Source organism: Methylomonas sp. TEB, assembly GCF_047777895.1.
GTDB lineage: Bacteria > Pseudomonadota > Gammaproteobacteria > Methylococcales > Methylomonadaceae > Methylomonas.
This window is the reverse complement of record NZ_CP180476.1, coordinates 4620638-4637353: the sequence shown is the minus strand read 5'-3', so window position 1 is coordinate 4637353 and position 16716 is coordinate 4620638. Positions and strand designations below refer to the sequence as shown.

Below are 16716 nucleotides of genomic sequence, written 5' to 3'. Positions count from 1 at the left end.
GCTAGGAGGAAAAGATGCTCAAAGCTTCGTGAATTTTAGTTTTGGCATCGTGCAGGATGGCCAGCGTATTTTCTGGAGACAAAGAGAAGTTTTTCAATTTGGCCGCCGCCGGAATGGCGGTAATCGCCGGCAAATCGGCGGTCGCTGTTTTGCCGATCAGGGCATGGAGTCTGGACAGGACCACTATATCGGTCACCGTCAAGGTATCGCCGCTGTTTTGAAACCAGTCGCTGGACGATTTGGCTACGTCGATGAACTCTTCGGCAAAATCCCATTCCTTCAACACTACGGCGCCGACCGGGCCTTTGATGATGGGCATGGCTTCCAGGATTTCGGCGTCATTATGGTATTCGGGTGGTAAGTTGGCGGTAAAACTTAGAAAGGGAATTACGCCGATGTCGCAGACCAGTCCGGCCAGTAAGGCATTTTCCGGATTTTGCTGCATGCTGTGGCTGGCCAGCACATGGCAGAGGCCGGACAGATAAAGGCTTTGTTTCCACAGATCTTCCAAATGATTTTTAATCAGCGGCGATTTGCTTTTGAAAATCTGCTTCATACTCAGTGCCGTTACCAGGTTGCGTGTGGCGTTTAAGCCGATACGCACCACCGCGTCTTTGCAGTTTTTCGCTGGCACGTTGGTTAGGTATAACGGGCAATTGGCGACTTCTATCAATTTTGCGGAGATGGCAGGGTCAAGCTGGATAATCTTGACGGCTTCGTCGATGTTGACATCTCTTTGGATGGCTTTGCGCAAATTGATCGCCACTTCGGGTAATGAGGGGATTTCTATCTCGTGGTCGTTATTTTCGAAATGTTCGACGAATAAGCTCAATAGCCGGTTGTGATGCAATTCTTCCGGAATAGATAATTTGCCGTGGTCTTGGCGGCTGGGCGTCAGCATGATTTTCAGGGATACCCGCAACAGGTCTATCTCGGTTTTTGCGGTGGCGGTGGCGGTGTGCTTAATACCGCTGCATATCGGGAATTTCGCTTGTGCGCTGCCTGCCGATATTTCATAGCTTTTGCCGTTGTGATCGGCCAAAATCACCGTGCCGCGCAACAAATACATTGCGCAAGTCGCCTGTTGATTGACGCTGAACAAGGTGTTGCCGGCTGCCAGGGTTTCGACGTGATTTTCAGTGGCGAAAGTTTGTAATATCTCGTCGCTTAAATTCCTGATGGGGAATAACTGTTTTAGAGTTTCCGGCGTAATGCGTTGCCCTCCGCGCTGCGGTTTGCCTTTAGCATGGGATTTTTCAAAAAAAGCTCTAATTCCACTCATAGTATTCCAGTAAACGTTAATAGCGGGCGGTTTGGGGAGATTGTTACCATGGACATCGCCCCGGTCAATAATTTCATCCGTTCGTGTTGTTTAATGCTCTTTCAGCGTTTAGCAGGCTAATCACCGGCGAGGTTTGCGGACGCACGCCTCGCCAAATAAAGAACGCTTCGGCGGCCTGCTCGACCAACATGCCCAAGCCGTCCAGGCTGTGTGCGGCCTTATTCGCCAAGCCCCATGTCACAAATGCGGTGGCTTGGTTGGCGTAAGCCAGGTCGTAGCAACTGCCGCCCGCTTTCAACAGGTCGGCCTGCAAGGGTGGCAAATCGCCGCTGAGGCTGGCCGACGTGGCATTGATGATCAAATCAAATTGGCGATCTTTAAGATTAGCGTAATCGCAAGCTTGCACCGCGCCTAGTGCCGCGAAATCCTCTGCAATAGCCTGGGCCTTGCCAATATTCCGATTGACGATGATCAATGTCGAAGGCTGTTGTTCCAGAAGGGGAGGGACGATGCCTCTTGTAGCGCCTCCCGCCCCTAGAATAAGAACCTTGGCGTCCTTCAGTGCTATGCCATGGTTTATTGTTAAGTCGTTGAGTAAGCCGATGCCGTCGGTGTTGTCGCCCAAAATGCTGTCGTCCGCTTGGCGGGCTAAGGTGTTGACGGCTTTTGCTTGACGAGCGCGTTCCGTCAGTTGGTCGGCATATTGCCAAGCCAGTTCCTTGAGCGGGACGGTGCAATTCAGGCCTATGCCGCCATCCGCAAAAAAACGGCTGGTAGCCGCGGCAAAAGTTTCCGCAGGCACCTCTTGGGCCGCATAGTCCATCAGTTGACCGGTTTGCTCGGCAAATAATTTATGGATACGCGGTGATTTACTGTGGCTGATCGGTTGGCCGAATACAGCGTAATTATCAAATTTCATCATCGGTACTGTATTTGCTGCGCCAATATTCCCAGAGGAAAGTGCAGGCTATCACCAGCACTCCCAGTCCTATACTGATGGGCATAAAGTTCTCGAAATAAGCCACGATCAGCGCGCAGGTTGCCAGGAAAAAACCGAGTAGGCTGTATTGCCAGCCGATGCGGATACCATCCAGCAGGGTGGCTAAGGCCAAGATCAGCAAGATAACCAGGCTGGCGCTTCTGTCGGATAACTGCTCGGATTTGTTAAGCAATGCGGCGGCTATCACCACAACCAGCGTATGCAGCCAATGCAGCCCTTGGGCCTTGACGATGTCGCCAAAGTCGTTGTCGTTGGTTCGGGTTTGTAACCAGGAGACGAAAATCGACAGCATGCCAAACACGATCACCATGAATAGCCAATAACCATAGCCATCGTGCGGGTTGAATTCGGTAATCGCGATGCCGGTCAGCGATAAAACGACCAGCAGGATAAATACCGCCTGCTCCAGGCCGAAGTAACGTCGGCGCTGTTTGGGTGGATCGTCAGTCGAATGACTGTCATCAAAATCAAAGTCTTCGCTCATGCCGGGTGCGTTTGTCTGGTTGTTATGGTTGTTTTAGCCACTGGGCAGCGGATTTAGCGTAATAAGTCAGTATTGCGTCGCAGCCGGCTCGCTTGAATGCCAGTAGGGATTCCATCACCACTTGTTGCTCGTCCAGCCAGCCGTTTTGAGACGCGGCTTTCAACATCGCATATTCACCGCTGACCTGATAAGCAAAGGTCGGTACACCGAATTGTTCCTTGGCGCGGCGGATGATGTCCAGATAGGGCATGCCGGGTTTGACCATGATCATATCGGCGCCTTCGCGTAAATCCAGCGCAATTTCCCGCAAGGCTTCATCTGAATTGGCCGGGTCCATTTGATAGCTGTATTTATTCCCGCCGCCCAGATTACCGGCCGAGCCGACCGCATCGCGGAAAGGGCCATAGAAACTGGAGGCGTATTTGGCGGAATAGGCCAATATTCGGGTGTTGGTATGGCCATGAGATTCCAACACGGCTCTGATCGCACCGATGCGGCCGTCCATCATGTCGGAAGGGGCGACGATGTCGGCGCCGGCTTCGGCATGCGACAAGGCCTGTTTGCACAGGACTTCGACGGTTTCGTCGTTGACGACATAACCTTGACTATTCAACAATCCGTCTTGACCGTGCGAGGTAAAAGGATCCAAGGCAACGTCGGTGATGATCCCGAGTTCCGGCAGGGCGTCTTTCAAGGCCCGAACGCAGCGTTGTGCCAAGCCGTCAGGGTTATAAGCTTCTTCCGCGCTTAAGGATTTTTTGTTCGGATCCGTTACCGGGAATAGAGCAATGGCGGGTACGCCCAGATTTAATAAGCTTTCGGCTTCGCGCAGCACCAGGTCGATGGATAATCGGTTGACGCCCGGCATGGAAGCGACGGCTTCTTGTTTGTTATTGCCCTCGATAACAAATAGCGGGCAGATTAAGTCGTCGCTGCTTAAGCGATTTTCCCGCATCAGCCGCCTTGAAAAGGCCTGATAACGCATGCGACGCATCCGGGTGGCCGGGAAAAAGTCGTTAGGGTGTGACATCTCTTCCATAGTAATATAATAGGGTACTCGCTGGCCCGATGGGCTGGCTGGAATCTGGAGCCGGGTTAGCGCTTCGGCCTTTATTTTAGCAGTGTATCGAATGAAGGCGGTTGAAATTAGCCGGCGATACCTTTTTGAGATGGTTTTTATGAATATCAAACGTCATATGCATTTTATATTTGTTGTGGTTTTTAGCTTGTTTGCCGGCGTGTTTTTGTCCTTGCCCGCTAGCGCGGCCGATTTGAGCGAGCCGCAACGCACCATTGAGGATGCGTCCAACAAGTTGAAGCAACGCTTACAGGATCCTGCCTTTCCGCATGATTTCCAAAAAATCAATGCCTTCGTCCAGGAAGTCATTTATCCGAATGTGGATTTCGATCTGATTTCTTCCCTGGTGTTGGGGAAAATGTGGAAGGATGCTTCGCCGGCGGAAAAGGAGAGCTTTAAAAAGGAGTTTCAAGTGTTGTTGATCAGAACCTACTCTCGAGCCTTCTTTGAGTTTAAAGACTGGTCTGTACGGTTTTTGCCGATCACCCCGGAAGAAGACGAAAGAAAAGTCCTGATTAAAACTGAAGTGCTGCAACCCGGTTTGCAGCCTATCGCTGTTAACTATCGGATGCTGAACGTCAAAGGCCAATGGAAAGCTTACGACATCATGATCGAAGGCGTCAGTTTGGTGACCAACTATCGTACTAGCTTCAAAAACGAAGTGGAGCGCACCGGTTCGTTGCAAGAGGTCATCAACCAATTGGCTAAACGCAATACCGAAGCATTAAACAGCAAAAATAATTCATAAGCTTTTCCCTCTCTTAGTGTTCCCGGGTGTGCCGTTTAGGGGCAGCCGGGAATGATCATCAGTATGCAATCCGCTAAAGACTCTCTATACGCCAGTCCGCTAGGCGAAATCAACGCATTTGCTTTCGACGAAACTGTCGTCAAAGTCTTTCCGGACATGATCCAGCGCTCTGTTCCCGGTTACAACACTATTATCTCGGCGATCGGTTTATTGGCGGCACGTTTTGCCAAGGAAGACAGCGTTTGCTACGACTTGGGCTGCTCGTTGGGGGCGGCGACCTTGGCTATGCATCAGCAAATCACGACTAAGAATTGCCGAATCGTTGCTGTGGATTGTTCGGCTGCAATGGTCGAGCAATGCAGGCAAAATCTGGCGGTTGCATCCGGTTGTGGGGCCGAGATAGAAATTTTATGTGCCGATGTTCGCGATATTGCGATTAGCAATGCCTCTGTAGTGGTGCTGAATTTTACGCTGCAGTTTATTCCGCTGGCTGATCGGCAGGCTTTTTTGACCACGATCTATCAAGGTTTGTTACCGGGCGGGATTTTGATTTTGTCCGAAAAGCTGGCGTTCGACGATGCTCAACAGCAGGCTTTGCAGATTGATATGCATCATTTATTTAAAAAAGCCCAAGGCTATAGCGAGCTGGAAATCAGCCAAAAGCGCAGCGCCCTCGAGAATGTGTTGATACCGGAAACCTTTGCTGCGCATCAACAGCGCTTGAAAGCAGCGGGTTTCGCCAGCGCGGAAGTCTGGTTTCAGTATTTCAACTTCGCTTCGATGATTGCATTGAAATGACGCTTTACGAAGGTCTTTATCAAGCATTGGCGGCGGCCGGCGACGAAATCTGGGTAAACCGTTTGCCTGAGCAATTGGCGGCGGCTTTTGCGGATTCGTCGCATGGCGATCTAAGGCGCTGGCAACAGGCGGTAGAGGATTTGCCGGACTTGATGCCGTCCAGTGTCGACTTGTTGGAGAGTGTCAGAATAGGTCAGGCAGAGGATATTTCCGAAGAGGTGCGGGCCGGTTTGCGCGAACAATTGATGCAGCTGCATCCTTGGCGGAAAGGGCCTTATCGGATATTTGGCATCGACATCGATACCGAATGGCGCTCGGATTGGAAATGGGATAGGGTGAAAGAACAGATTGCACCGCTAAGGAATCGACTGGTTTTGGATGTCGGGTGTGGCAATGGTTATCATTGTTGGCGCATGCTCGGTGCGGGAGCGCGATTGGTGGTTGGCATTGACCCGACATTGCTCAGCGTAATGCAGTTCCAGGCTATCCGAAAGCTGCACGGTGAGGCGCCGATTTATCTGTTGCCGCTGGGGATAGAAGATGTGCCGCCCAATATGGGGCTATTCGATACGGTGTTTTCGATGGGGGTTTTGTATCACCGCCGCTCACCCATCGATCATTTGCTGGAATTAAGGGGCTGTTTGCGGGCTGGCGGTGAATTGATTTTGGAGACTCTGGTTGTTGAAGGGGATGCGCAGCATGTCTTGGTGCCTGAGGGGCGTTATGCGCAAATGCGCAATGTGTGGTTTTTGCCAAGCTGCGCAGCTTTGATGTTATGGATGCGCCGCTGCGGGTTTAAAAATATTCGCCTAGCGGATGTTTCCAAAACTTCTGTCGAGGAGCAGCGCAGTACCGAATGGATGCGGTTTCATTCTTTGGCGGAATTTTTGGATCCGCATTCTCCGGATTTAACTTGTGAAGGCTTGCCGGCGCCGGTTCGGGCTGTGATTGTGGCTAGCGCCGATTAATCAGTGGATTTTTGTTTTTGAATTGTAAAATTTAAAGAACAGGCTAAGATTGGCTAGCTTGAAAAGTCAGCTGATTAAGTGTGTGCTGATTAGTCCAGGCAGTCCTAAAATCCAATCGGAGAAAATCCATGAAAAAGTTATTTGTACTTTTTATGCTGTATTCTTTTGCCGTATTTGCTGAACCAATCAATATCAACCAAGCGGATGCCGAAACCATTTCCAAGGCCTTGACCGGGATAGGCCCGAAGAAGGCCGAGGCGGTGGTTCAATACCGTAAGGAACATGGCGATTTTAAGACATTGAAAGATCTGGAAAATGTGTCTGGAATTGGGGAGAAAACCGCGCAACAGAATGAGAAGAATATTTTGTTTGGGGATTCTGCTCCCGCTACGGCTGAAAAAATTGCTAAGCCAGAGAAGCCGGAAAAGCCTCAAGAAACTAAAAAGCCCAAATAAGGCGACTGAGTTGGCGCGCTTGGGCTTGGTGCGCCAACTCATTGAGTCTGTTTTGTCTGAAATACACGGTCGTATTTATTCGACGTCCGGGTCGTTTAGCCAAATGTCGAGCCGTTCCAGCCCCAAAAATCAGCCTGACAGTTACTGAATTCGATATAGATCCGATCCTGAGGGATTGAAAGCCGGGTATTGAGCAATTGGCATATCGATGCAGACAAGTTTTTGGCTTGGCTACTGCTCAGGCCAATGCTCTTGCATTCCAGATATGCCAAAGGGGTAGTGCTACCGGCAAACAGCATGGCGTCGTTTTGCTCAATGCTAATCATGACGTAGCGCTCCGGTTTGCCGGTCTCTTTGGACGCCAATTGCGACAGTTCGCCTAACAATTTTGATTTCAGTTCGGTATCGAGCACTGAGTTGGTGTTCAATTTTAAAAAGGGCATGATCAGTCTCCTGTTTTGGGGTGCTAAATTGCCGGCCAGCGTTGGATAATTCGATATTCAACGCCATCCGGACCTGAGCAGGATTCTACCAAGCAGAATCCTATTGATTGCCAAAGTATGGGGGCGAAATCGAAATCGATTGCCGAACTAGCCTTTTTAACTAAAGTGACATGCGGCTTGAATAGTCTGTTTTCGATGGGTATCCCTTGTTGTTTGGCTATGCGGGCCAAGTTTTCGTTTAATGTCGACACGCTTTGATCGAATTGGCTGGCGGTCAGGCATAGCACGGCAGGTTTTTTCCAGAAACTCAGGCGGTCAAAATTTAACATTATCAGTGATGTTGGCATTTTTCCTGCCTCCTTGGTGATTATGGCCTGTTGTTCTGCAGAAATTCTCCCTAAAAACAACACGGTGACATGTAAGTTTGCTTCCTTAACAGGTTTTCCGGTTCGGTTTAGTTGGCTGATTAAAGCCGCGCATTGTTGCCTGGCGTTTTGTTCCGGCCATAAGGCAAAAAAGAGACGTTTCAAGCTGTTCCTCTCCGGTTGTTGTGAGATCGAGCTATGACTTTTTCATCTTTTCGATGGCAGGCAAAATGCTGCGATTTGGGTGTCGAAAGCTGGTGATCAGGCTAAAGGATGTTGTGCTATTGCGGCGAGGATAGACAATTAGCCAAAAAAATATCCAGATTTATCAGCTCGTAAGCGATGAATCCTAAAATTGAAATTGAATTTTGCTCGGCTTGCCTGCGGTTTTGTTCAGCCTAAGCTTACGCCGCGGACTTGTCTAGTAACAATTTGTTCGCATAACCTGTAGGCTGCGCGCAGTTGCTAAGCATTGACATATATCCCATTTCTACCTTACAGTTACAAATGCATCACACGTACGTGACAAGCCTAGCGGGTTGTGGCAATTTGCAAGAATCGGCTATTACTAAAAATTAAAACTTTCGGAGCACATCACATGGCAAGACCATTAATTCAAATGGCGTTGGATTCACTGGATTTCAACCAAACCGTTGCGTTGGCGGATCAAGTAGCACCCTATGTCGATATTTTTGAAATCGGCACCCCTTGCATTAAATACAACGGTATCAACTTGGTTAAAGAACTGAGACAACGTTACCCAGACAAATTGTTGTTGGTTGACCTGAAAACCATGGACGCAGGCGAATACGAAGCGGGCGCTTTCTATGCTGCTGGCGCGGACATCTGCACCGTATTGGGCGTATCCGGTTTGGCCACTATCGCTGGCGTTATCAAAGCTGCGAAAAAACACGGCGCTGAAACTCAAATCGACTTGATCAACGTGGCCGATAAAGCAGACTGCGCAAGAGAGTCTGTCAAATTGGGCGCGCAAATCGTTGGTATTCACACTGGTCTGGACGCGCAAGCAGCCGGTCACACACCGTTTACCGATCTGAACGACATCGCTCGTTTGGGTTTGAATGTACGCATCTCTGTTGCCGGCGGTATCAAACAAGCGACTGTACAACAAGTCGTTGAAGCTGGCGCTAACATCATCGTGGTTGGTGCAGCTATCTACGGTGCTCCTTCACCTGCTGAAGCTGCGCGTGAAATCCGTGAATTGGTTGACGCGGCGGCGGTATAAGTCATGCATCAGCAGTTAATTATTGACAAAATCTCAGGGATTCTGGAAGCGACACCCGACTCGCATGACAAAACCTTGGTGGATATGCTGGATCAGGCTAAGCGTATTTTTATATCGGGCGCTGGTCGTTCAAAGCTGGTCGGCAATTTCTTTGCCATGCGTTTGATGCATGGCGGCTACGACGTTAGCGTTGTCGGTGAAATTGTTACGCCAAGCATCAAAGCTGGCGATTTGTTGATCATTATTTCCGGCTCCGGTGAAACCGAGCAGTTGATTGCCTTTACCAAAAAAGCCAAAGAAGTCGGCGCAAAGATTGTGTTGATTTCGGCTAAGGACGATTCAACGATTGGCGACATGGCTGATGTCACTTTGCAAATCGGCAGATCCGAACAATACGGTAAAGTCAAAGGCATGCCTATGGGTACTGTGTTTGAATTATCTACCTTGTTTTTCCTGGAAGCGACAATTTCGCATGTAATCCATGACAAAGGTATTGCTGAAGAAGAAATGAGATCAAGACACGCCAATTTGGAATAACTTAGCGTGTAAACCTGTGGCCGGAGCAATTCGGTCACGGGTTTTTTACATTACATTCGGGTGTCAAGGCGATACCGATTCCAGCAGTCTGAATGAACGAGAGTGTGGTTTTGGTCTTCCTTGTATTTACCAGCCTCAGCCAGAGTGATGTTTGATTAATCGAATGTCGCAACTAAAATAACAAAATAAAAAGGAGACCAACATGCCTTCGCGCCGAGACTTAGCGAACGCCATCCGCGCACTTAGCATGGACGCCGTACAGAAAGCCAACTCCGGGCACCCCGGTGCCCCGATGGGGATGGCCGACATCGCAGAAGTATTGTGGAATGATTTTCTGCAACACAACCCCAGCAACCCCAAATGGCCCAACCGCGACCGCTTCATCCTGTCCAACGGTCACGGCTCCATGCTGATTTATTCCTTGCTGCACTTGGCCGGCTACAACCTGCCGATCGAAGAACTGAAACAGTTCCGCCAACTGCACTCGCAAACCCCTGGACACCCTGAATACGGTTACACCGAAGGTGTGGAAACCACCACAGGTCCCTTGGGGCAAGGCATTACCAATGCGGTAGGCTTTGCTTTGGCCGAACGTACCTTGGCCGGTCAATTCAACCGTCCGGGTCACGACATCGTCGACCACCATACCTACGTATTCCTGGGTGATGGCTGCTTGATGGAAGGTATCTCCCACGAAGCCTGCTCCCTGGCCGGCTCCATGAAACTGGGCAAACTGATCGCCTTCTACGACGACAACAACATCTCCATCGATGGCGAAGTCCGTGGCCATGGCAACGTTGCCGGCTGGTTCCTGGACGACACCCCGAAACGCTTCGAAGCCTACGGCTGGCACGTCATTCCTAAAGTGGATGGCCACAACCCCGACGCTGTCAAAGCCGCAATTGAAGAAGCCAAAAAAGTCACCGACAAGCCTTCTATCATCTGCTGCCAAACCATCATCGGTTTCGGTTCGCCGAACAAACAAGGCAAAGAAGAATGCCACGGCGCCGCTTTAGGTGAAGCCGAAATTGCCTTGACCCGCGAAAAGCTGGGCTGGCCGCACGCGCCGTTTGAAATTCCTGCCGACATCAAAGCCGGTTGGGACGCCAATGCCAAAGGCGCCCAACTGGAAAGCGCCTGGAACGCCAAATTTGCGGCCTACAAAGCCGCACACCCTGAACTCGCGGCCGAATTTGAACGTCGGGTCATCAAAAATGAACTGCCTGCCGATTGGGCTGAAAAATCCAAAGCGTTTATCGCTGCGGTGGATGCCAAAGGCGAAACCATCGCCAGCCGCAAAGCCTCACAAAACACCTTGAACGGCTTTGGCCCCTTGTTGCCCGAACTGCTGGGCGGCTCTGCCGACTTGGCGGGCTCCAACCTGACCCTGTGGTCCGGCTGCAAAGACGTCAACCAACCGGGCTTCGATGGCAACTACGCCTACTACGGTGTGCGTGAATTCGGTATGTCCGCCATCATGAACGGCATCACCCTGCACGGCGGCTTCAAACCCTACGGCGCCACCTTTCTGATGTTCTCGGAATACGCCCGTAACGCCCTGCGTATGGCCGCATTGATGAAAATCCCGACCATCTTCGTTTACACCCACGACTCCATTGGTCTGGGCGAAGACGGCCCGACCCATCAACCGGTCGAACAAACCGCCACCCTGCGCATGATCCCCAACATGCACGTCTGGCGCCCCTGCGACGCGGTCGAGTCGGCCGTGTGCTGGAAAGCTGCGATCGAACGTCAAGATGGACCGAGCACCCTGATCTTCTCCCGTCAAAACCTGCCGCACGTGCCCCGCACCGCCGCACAAATTGACGCAATCAGCAAAGGGGGCTACATCCTGAAAGACAGCGACGGCGCGCCGGACGCGATCATCATCACCACCGGATCCGAAGTGGAATTGGCATTGAAAGCGGCCGATGCACTGGCTGCGAAAGGCAAAAAAATCCGCGTGGTGTCACTACCGTCTACCAACGTCTTCGAAGCGCAAGACCAAGCTTACAAAGACAGCGTATTGCCGCCAAGCGTGACCCAGCGCGTGGTAGTAGAAGCGGGAGTAACCGACAGCTGGTGGAAATACGCCGGCAGCGCGGGTAGAGTCGTAGGATTGGACCGTTTCGGCGAGTCGGCCCCGGCAGGTCAGCTCTTCAAAGAGTTCGGCTTTACCGTGGACAATGTCGTCGCTAATGTGGAAGCCGTTCTTTAATTTTGTAAACTTAGGTGAGGTTTGGATTAAATGATCGAAGCCTCACGTTTCTAACAGCATAGGTGATAGACGTGAAAAGAAATGAATTAACGAAAGGCGTGATGGCAGCTCTAATGCTGACCAGTTCCTTAGCTATGGCGGGATCGGATTATCCGGCGGCTGATTATCAGCCAAAGGTGCTCTATACCAATCCTGAATATAACGACAGCAAAGCTGCCCCTGCGGCTGCCACAGCACCTGCAGCGAAACCAGCTGTAAAAGAAGTTGAAGCGGATCCAGCTTTCCCAGCGACGAATTTTCAACCTAAAGTGTTATACAGCGATGCTGACTACAAGCACAGCTCTGCAGCACCAAGTGCGGCTAAATCGTCAAGCTCGTCATCTGCCTCCACAACTTCTGCGGAAGCAGCGGTAGATGTGATACAAACAGAAAAGGCTGCCTCCTCTGATTTTTCCTACATTGGTTTAATTTTGTTGGCTGTAGCCGGATTTTTTATCTACAACAAAAAATCGCCTAAAAGTGCCAAAGGTTCTTCAGCTGATGATGACCAAGTTGCATCTGGCGCAACCGGCGTTGAAAAGTATCTGGAAAAAATGGGTGCGAATAAAACCGGCGTTGCCAAATACTTGGAAAAACAAGATTCCAATCCTGCTACCGGTGTTGCCAAATACATGGCAAAGCAAATCGTAAGAGATCGGGAAGCTGCCGCTGCGAAAGCGACTGGCGTGGAAAAGTATTTACGTGATAAAGCTTAATAGCATCTGATTTCTGATGCTGATTGCTGGAACTTAAGGGTTAAACGTTAACTCTGAACCGGCAGATTTAAATGATCGCCACTTCGTATGTTTTAAAGCGTGTGTTTCGGCTTTGAATATATGCCAAGTGGCGATTCAGTCTTATCAATATAGCTAAAAATAGAGTTTCATCACCAGGGACTCTTTTGCAATCAATCTCCTGCAAGAATTGCTGAACATCTTTTGCTTGTAAAGCTCGGTTCAAACGAGGGGGAAGAATTAACAACACATCTGAGGATAATCCTATGGCAAAAAATTTACTCGAACAACTCCGTGAAATAACTGTGGTTGTCGCCGATACCGGTGATATTCAAGCGATCGAAACTTTCAAACCGCGCGATGCAACCACCAATCCCTCTTTGATCACCGCTGCTGCACAAATGCCGAAATATCAAGGAATTGTTGACGATACTTTGAAAGGTGCAAGAGCAACATTGGGTGCCGCTGCTTCGGCTGCAGAAGTTGTGACCCTGGCATTTGATCGTTTGGCCGTGTCTTTTGGCTTGAAAATTCTGGAAATCGTTGAAGGTCGTGTATCGACTGAAGTCGATGCGCGTTTGTCTTACGATACCGAAGCCACCATCGCTAAAGGTCGCGACTTGATCGCTCAATACGAAGCTGCAGGCATTTCCAAAGAGCGCGTTTTAATTAAAATCGCTGCTACCTGGGAAGGCATTCAAGCTGCCGCCGTATTGGAAAAAGAAGGTATTCACACCAACCTGACATTGTTGTTCGGTTTACACCAAGCGATTGCTTGTGCGGAAAACGGTATCACACTGATTTCACCATTCGTTGGCCGTATCTTAGACTGGTATAAAAAAGACACCGGCCGTGATTCTTATGCGCCTGCTGAAGATCCAGGTGTATTGTCAGTTACCGAAGTCTATAACTACTACAAAAAATTCGGCTACAAAACCGAAGTCATGGGCGCCAGCTTCCGTAACATCGGCGAGATCACCGAATTGGCGGGCTGCGATTTGTTGACCATCGCGCCGTCTTTATTGGCAGAGTTGCAATCCGTTGAGGGTGACTTGCCGCGCAAGCTGGATCCTGCCAAAGCAGCAACAGCTTCAATCGAAAAAATCTCAGTCGACAAAGCCACTTTTGACCGCATGCATGAAGAAAACCGGATGGCTAAAGAAAAATTGGCCGAAGGTATCGATGGTTTCGCCAAAGCGCTGGAAGCACTGGAAAAATTGTTGTCGGACCGTTTGGCTGCCTTGGAAGCCTAATCTTGGTCTAGCCGCCGAGTGCAGGCACTCGGTTGTTTAAGATTTGCAAGGCCGCCGAATCGAGTACGCGGCCTTGATTTGTTATTAACAGGATAAAATTTATGCCACAAAAAATATTTGATGTTGTTAAGCCGGGTGTTGTCACCGGTGAAGATGTACAAAAAATCTTTGCTATCTGCAAAGAAAATAATTTTGCGTTGCCGGCTGTAAACGTCATCAGCACCGATACCATTAACTCGGTATTGGAAGCGGCAGCAAAAGCCAAGTCACCTGTCGTCATTCAATTTTCTAATGGCGGCGCCGCATTCGTTGCAGGTAAAGGTCTGAAACTGGAAGGTCAAGGTTGCTCTATCGTTGGCGCCATTTCCGGTGCTCACCATGTTCACCGCATGGCGGAACTGTATGGCGTACCTGTTATTTTGCATACTGATCACGCGGCAAAAAAATTGCTGCCATGGGTAGACGGCATGCTGGATGAAGGTGAAAAATTCTTCGCTGCAACCGGCAAGCCTTTGTTCAGCTCGCACATGCTGGATCTTTCCGAAGAAAGCTTGCAAGAAAACATTGAAATCTGCGGTAAGTATCTGGAGCGCATGTCCAAAATGGGTATGACTCTGGAAATCGAACTGGGTTGTACCGGTGGCGAGGAAGACGGCGTCGACAACAGCGGTATGGATCATTCTGCTTTGTATACCCAGCCGGAAGATGTTGCTTACGCTTACGAGCACCTGAGCAAAATCAGCCATCGTTTCACAATTGCCGCGTCATTCGGTAACGTGCATGGCGTTTACTCTCCAGGCAACGTCAAATTGACGCCGAAAATTTTGGACAACTCACAAAAGTATGTTTCAGAGAAATTCGGTCTGCCGCATAACAGTTTGAACTTCGTGTTCCATGGCGGTTCAGGTTCTTCTCCTGAAGAAATTAAAGAATCCATCAGCTACGGCGTCGTTAAAATGAACATCGATACCGATACCCAATGGGCTAGCTGGGCCGGTGTGATGGAGTTTTACAAAAAGAACGAAGGCTATTTGCAAAGTCAAATCGGTAACCCTGAAGGTGCCGATAAACCGAACAAAAAATACTATGACCCACGTGTTTGGCAACGTGCCGGCCAAGTTGGCATGGTGACTCGTTTAGAGCAAGCCTTCCAAGAATTAAACGCAGTTAATTCGCTGTAATATCTTGATAAAGCTGCAAAGGCCGTGAGGTCTTTGCAGTTCTTTCTGCAAAACATCCACAAGCTGAGTCAAAAATTTGACTTAACAGCTACAATTCCTCCAGGTATTTTGTGCATACCTGAGCTCCGCTTTTTGCCTAACTGCTTTCCAGTGACGGCTATACTATTATTCTAAAACGATGTTTTTTCTTGTATGATCAAATCCAGCTGATTTTCGTACAGTGGTCTGATTGAGCTTGAATATTTTGGCGCGTATTGTGCTGTAAAAATTTAAAAGGTGGAAAATGGCAGAAGCCCATGGGAAAGAAGAAGGTAAGAAGTCTTCCAAGAAAATAATCATAATAATCGTCGCGGTTATCTTGGTTTTGGCTGGCGCGGGAGGTGGGGCTTATTTCTTTCTGAATAAGCCGGCTGACGCCGAGCATAAAGAAGAAGGCGATGCCAAGCACGACAAGGCGGAGCACAAGGATGAAGCCGCGCATGAAGAAGAGGCCGGCCACGAAAAAGTCGCTGAGCCTGATGTTTATTATGATTTACCAAGCCCCTTATTGGTTAATTTTCCCGCCGGCTCCGGCGCAAAAGTGATCAGAATATCCCTGACAATACTGATGAAAGGTGAGGCGAGTAAGGATGCGATGAAAAAGCATGAGCCGATGATACGCAACAATTTGTTGATGGCCATCAGTGCAGTGGGTGCGGAAAAGGCGAAAACCTTGGAAGGAAAACAAGAGTTAAAAGCCATGATGCAAGCCGAAATTGGTAAAGTTTTGGAAAAAATGGCCGGTAAAAACACCGTTAAAGATGTGTACTTCACTGAATTTGTAATGCAATAAATGTCAACCGCCGATCTATTATCACAAGACGAAATCGATGCGCTACTGCATGGCGTGGACGATGGCGACGTCGATACAGGGGCTGATGAAGACTACAGTCGAGGCACAGCGAGAGTCTATGATTTTAACAGTCAGGAACGGATTGTTCGGGGGCGGATGCCCACCTTGGAAATGGTCAACGAGCGCTTCGCTCGCCATTTTCGGATAGCTTTATTTAACTTTTTGCGGCGTGCCGCGGAAATCTCCGTATCCGGGATTCAAGTACAGAAGTTTTCCGAATTCATTCAGGGCTTATTCGTACCGACTAATTTGAATGTGATTCGGATGTCACCTTTACGCGGGCGGGCATTGATCGTGATGGAGCCGCGATTGGTGTTTACCGCTGTCGATAACTTTTTCGGCGGTGGCGGCCAGTTTTATAACAAGGTCGAAGGCAGGGAGTTCACGCCGACCGAAATGCGCATTATTCGGCTGATCATCGACATGATTTTCAAGGATTTAGCCGAAGCCTGGAAACCCGTGATGGATATTGACTTTGAATACATCAATTCAGAAGTCAACCCGCAATTCGCCAACATTGTCAGCCCTTCGGAAATCGTGGTGATTTCCACTATCCATGTGGAGTTGGAGGGCGGCGGCGGCGATATCAATATTGCAATGCCTTACTCCATGATTGAGCCTATCAGAGAATTGCTGGATGCGGTAACCAGCGACCGAGGTGAGGTGGATGGGCGTTGGCAAGATTCGCTAAGAGTTGAAATTATGCGTAGCGAAGTGGTCGTCAACAGTAAACTGATAGAAAAAGAAATGTCTATCAGCGAAGTGATTGAGCTTAAAAAAGGCGATGTGATTCCTATAGAAATGCCGGAAACCGTATTACTCGAAGTTGAGGATGTGCCGGTTTTTCGGGGCAAATTAGGGCTTTCCGATGGTAACTACGCCATCGAAATTACAGAAAAAATGACGCTGGATAATATTTGACAGCAGGGAAGGATAAGCATGAGTGAAAACGACGAAATCGGTGACGACTGGGCCGCAGCGATGAACGAGCAAGC

Annotated in this window: 18 protein-coding genes; 12 read left to right on the top strand and 6 right to left on the bottom strand. The window is 49.5% G+C overall.

Going from position 1 to position 16716, the window contains the following annotated elements; translation table 11 throughout:
• Nucleotide 1: 1 nt before the first annotated feature.
• From ACMXD4_RS21085 to hemB, 4 genes are all read right to left on the bottom strand, one after another.
• Nucleotides 2–1282: an HDOD domain-containing protein gene (locus ACMXD4_RS21085; protein WP_033159187.1), complete on the bottom strand. Its 1281-nt coding sequence runs from the start codon at nucleotides 1280–1282 to the stop codon at nucleotides 2–4.
• 73 nt (nucleotides 1283–1355) lie between these two features.
• On the bottom strand, nucleotides 1356–2204 hold the full coding sequence (aroE, locus tag ACMXD4_RS21080) for a shikimate dehydrogenase (RefSeq protein WP_415879287.1): 849 nt from the start codon (nucleotides 2202–2204) through the stop codon (nucleotides 1356–1358).
• Nucleotides 2191–2766 carry a hypothetical protein gene (locus tag ACMXD4_RS21075; protein ID WP_415879286.1) on the bottom strand — a complete coding sequence of 192 codons (576 nt, stop codon included), beginning with the start codon at nucleotides 2764–2766 and terminating at the stop codon, nucleotides 2191–2193. Before ACMXD4_RS21075 ends, aroE begins: the two co-directional genes overlap by 14 nt.
• 22 nt (nucleotides 2767–2788) lie before the next feature.
• A complete protein-coding gene (gene hemB, locus ACMXD4_RS21070) occupies nucleotides 2789–3805 on the bottom strand; it encodes a porphobilinogen synthase (RefSeq protein WP_415879285.1) in 1017 nt (338 codons plus the stop codon).
• Nucleotides 3806–3944: 139 nt separating this feature from the next.
• Between hemB and ACMXD4_RS21065 the strand changes: the two genes are divergently transcribed.
• The 4 genes from ACMXD4_RS21065 (at nucleotide 3945) to ACMXD4_RS21050 (ending at nucleotide 6813) form a co-directional block, all read left to right on the top strand.
• A complete protein-coding gene (locus tag ACMXD4_RS21065; RefSeq protein ID WP_253734566.1) occupies nucleotides 3945–4592 on the top strand; it encodes a phospholipid-binding protein MlaC in 648 nt (215 codons plus the stop codon).
• 63 nt (nucleotides 4593–4655) lie between these two features.
• Complete coding sequence (cmoA, locus tag ACMXD4_RS21060; RefSeq protein WP_415879284.1) at nucleotides 4656–5390, top strand: carboxy-S-adenosyl-L-methionine synthase CmoA; 735 nt, start codon at nucleotides 4656–4658, stop codon at nucleotides 5388–5390.
• Entirely contained in the window at nucleotides 5387–6358 is a 972-nt protein-coding gene (gene cmoB / locus ACMXD4_RS21055; protein WP_415879283.1) for a tRNA 5-methoxyuridine(34)/uridine 5-oxyacetic acid(34) synthase CmoB, read from the top strand. Before cmoA ends, cmoB begins: the two co-directional genes overlap by 4 nt.
• A 128-nt stretch (nucleotides 6359–6486) precedes the next feature.
• Nucleotides 6487–6813 carry a ComEA family DNA-binding protein gene (locus tag ACMXD4_RS21050; RefSeq protein WP_171697329.1) on the top strand — a complete coding sequence of 109 codons (327 nt, stop codon included), beginning with the start codon at nucleotides 6487–6489 and terminating at the stop codon, nucleotides 6811–6813.
• Nucleotides 6814–6908: 95 nt separating this feature from the next.
• Here the strand turns inward: ACMXD4_RS21050 and ACMXD4_RS21045 are convergent, their stop codons facing one another.
• Both ACMXD4_RS21045 and thpR read right to left on the bottom strand, forming a co-directional pair.
• The gene (locus tag ACMXD4_RS21045; protein ID WP_171697330.1) at nucleotides 6909–7256 is read right to left on the bottom strand and encodes a phenylpyruvate tautomerase MIF-related protein; all 348 of its coding nucleotides are present in this window, start codon (nucleotides 7254–7256) and stop codon (nucleotides 6909–6911) included.
• Between the two features lie 23 nt (nucleotides 7257–7279).
• Nucleotides 7280–7786, bottom strand: a complete 507-nt coding sequence (thpR, locus tag ACMXD4_RS21040; RefSeq protein ID WP_171697331.1) for an RNA 2',3'-cyclic phosphodiesterase — start codon at nucleotides 7784–7786, stop codon at nucleotides 7280–7282.
• Between the two features lie 433 nt (nucleotides 7787–8219).
• On the opposite strand from thpR, the gene hxlA reads away from it, so the two are divergent.
• From hxlA to fliM, 8 genes are all read left to right on the top strand, one after another.
• On the top strand, nucleotides 8220–8867 hold the full coding sequence (gene hxlA, locus ACMXD4_RS21035) for a 3-hexulose-6-phosphate synthase (protein WP_033159179.1): 648 nt from the start codon (nucleotides 8220–8222) through the stop codon (nucleotides 8865–8867).
• Nucleotides 8868–8870: 3 nt separating this feature from the next.
• Entirely contained in the window at nucleotides 8871–9404 is a 534-nt protein-coding gene (gene hxlB, locus ACMXD4_RS21030; protein ID WP_020483686.1) for a 6-phospho-3-hexuloisomerase, read from the top strand.
• Between the two features lie 202 nt (nucleotides 9405–9606).
• Nucleotides 9607–11622, top strand: a complete 2016-nt coding sequence (gene tkt / locus ACMXD4_RS21025; protein WP_415879282.1) for a transketolase — start codon at nucleotides 9607–9609, stop codon at nucleotides 11620–11622.
• Between the two features lie 71 nt (nucleotides 11623–11693).
• The gene (locus ACMXD4_RS21020) at nucleotides 11694–12377 is read left to right on the top strand and encodes a hypothetical protein (RefSeq protein WP_415879281.1); all 684 of its coding nucleotides are present in this window, start codon (nucleotides 11694–11696) and stop codon (nucleotides 12375–12377) included.
• A 284-nt stretch (nucleotides 12378–12661) separates the two neighbouring features.
• Nucleotides 12662–13648: a transaldolase gene (locus ACMXD4_RS21015; protein ID WP_415879280.1), complete on the top strand. Its 987-nt coding sequence runs from the start codon at nucleotides 12662–12664 to the stop codon at nucleotides 13646–13648.
• Between the two features lie 101 nt (nucleotides 13649–13749).
• Entirely contained in the window at nucleotides 13750–14829 is a 1080-nt protein-coding gene (gene fbaA, locus ACMXD4_RS21010; RefSeq protein ID WP_101053281.1) for a class II fructose-bisphosphate aldolase, read from the top strand.
• A gap of 283 nt (nucleotides 14830–15112) precedes the next feature.
• The gene (gene fliL, locus ACMXD4_RS21005) at nucleotides 15113–15661 is read left to right on the top strand and encodes a flagellar basal body-associated protein FliL (RefSeq protein ID WP_205451544.1); all 549 of its coding nucleotides are present in this window, start codon (nucleotides 15113–15115) and stop codon (nucleotides 15659–15661) included.
• Nucleotides 15662–16642, top strand: coding sequence for a flagellar motor switch protein FliM (gene fliM / locus ACMXD4_RS21000; protein ID WP_033159415.1), 981 nt, complete (start codon nucleotides 15662–15664; stop codon nucleotides 16640–16642).
• Nucleotides 16643–16716 lie beyond the last annotated feature (74 nt).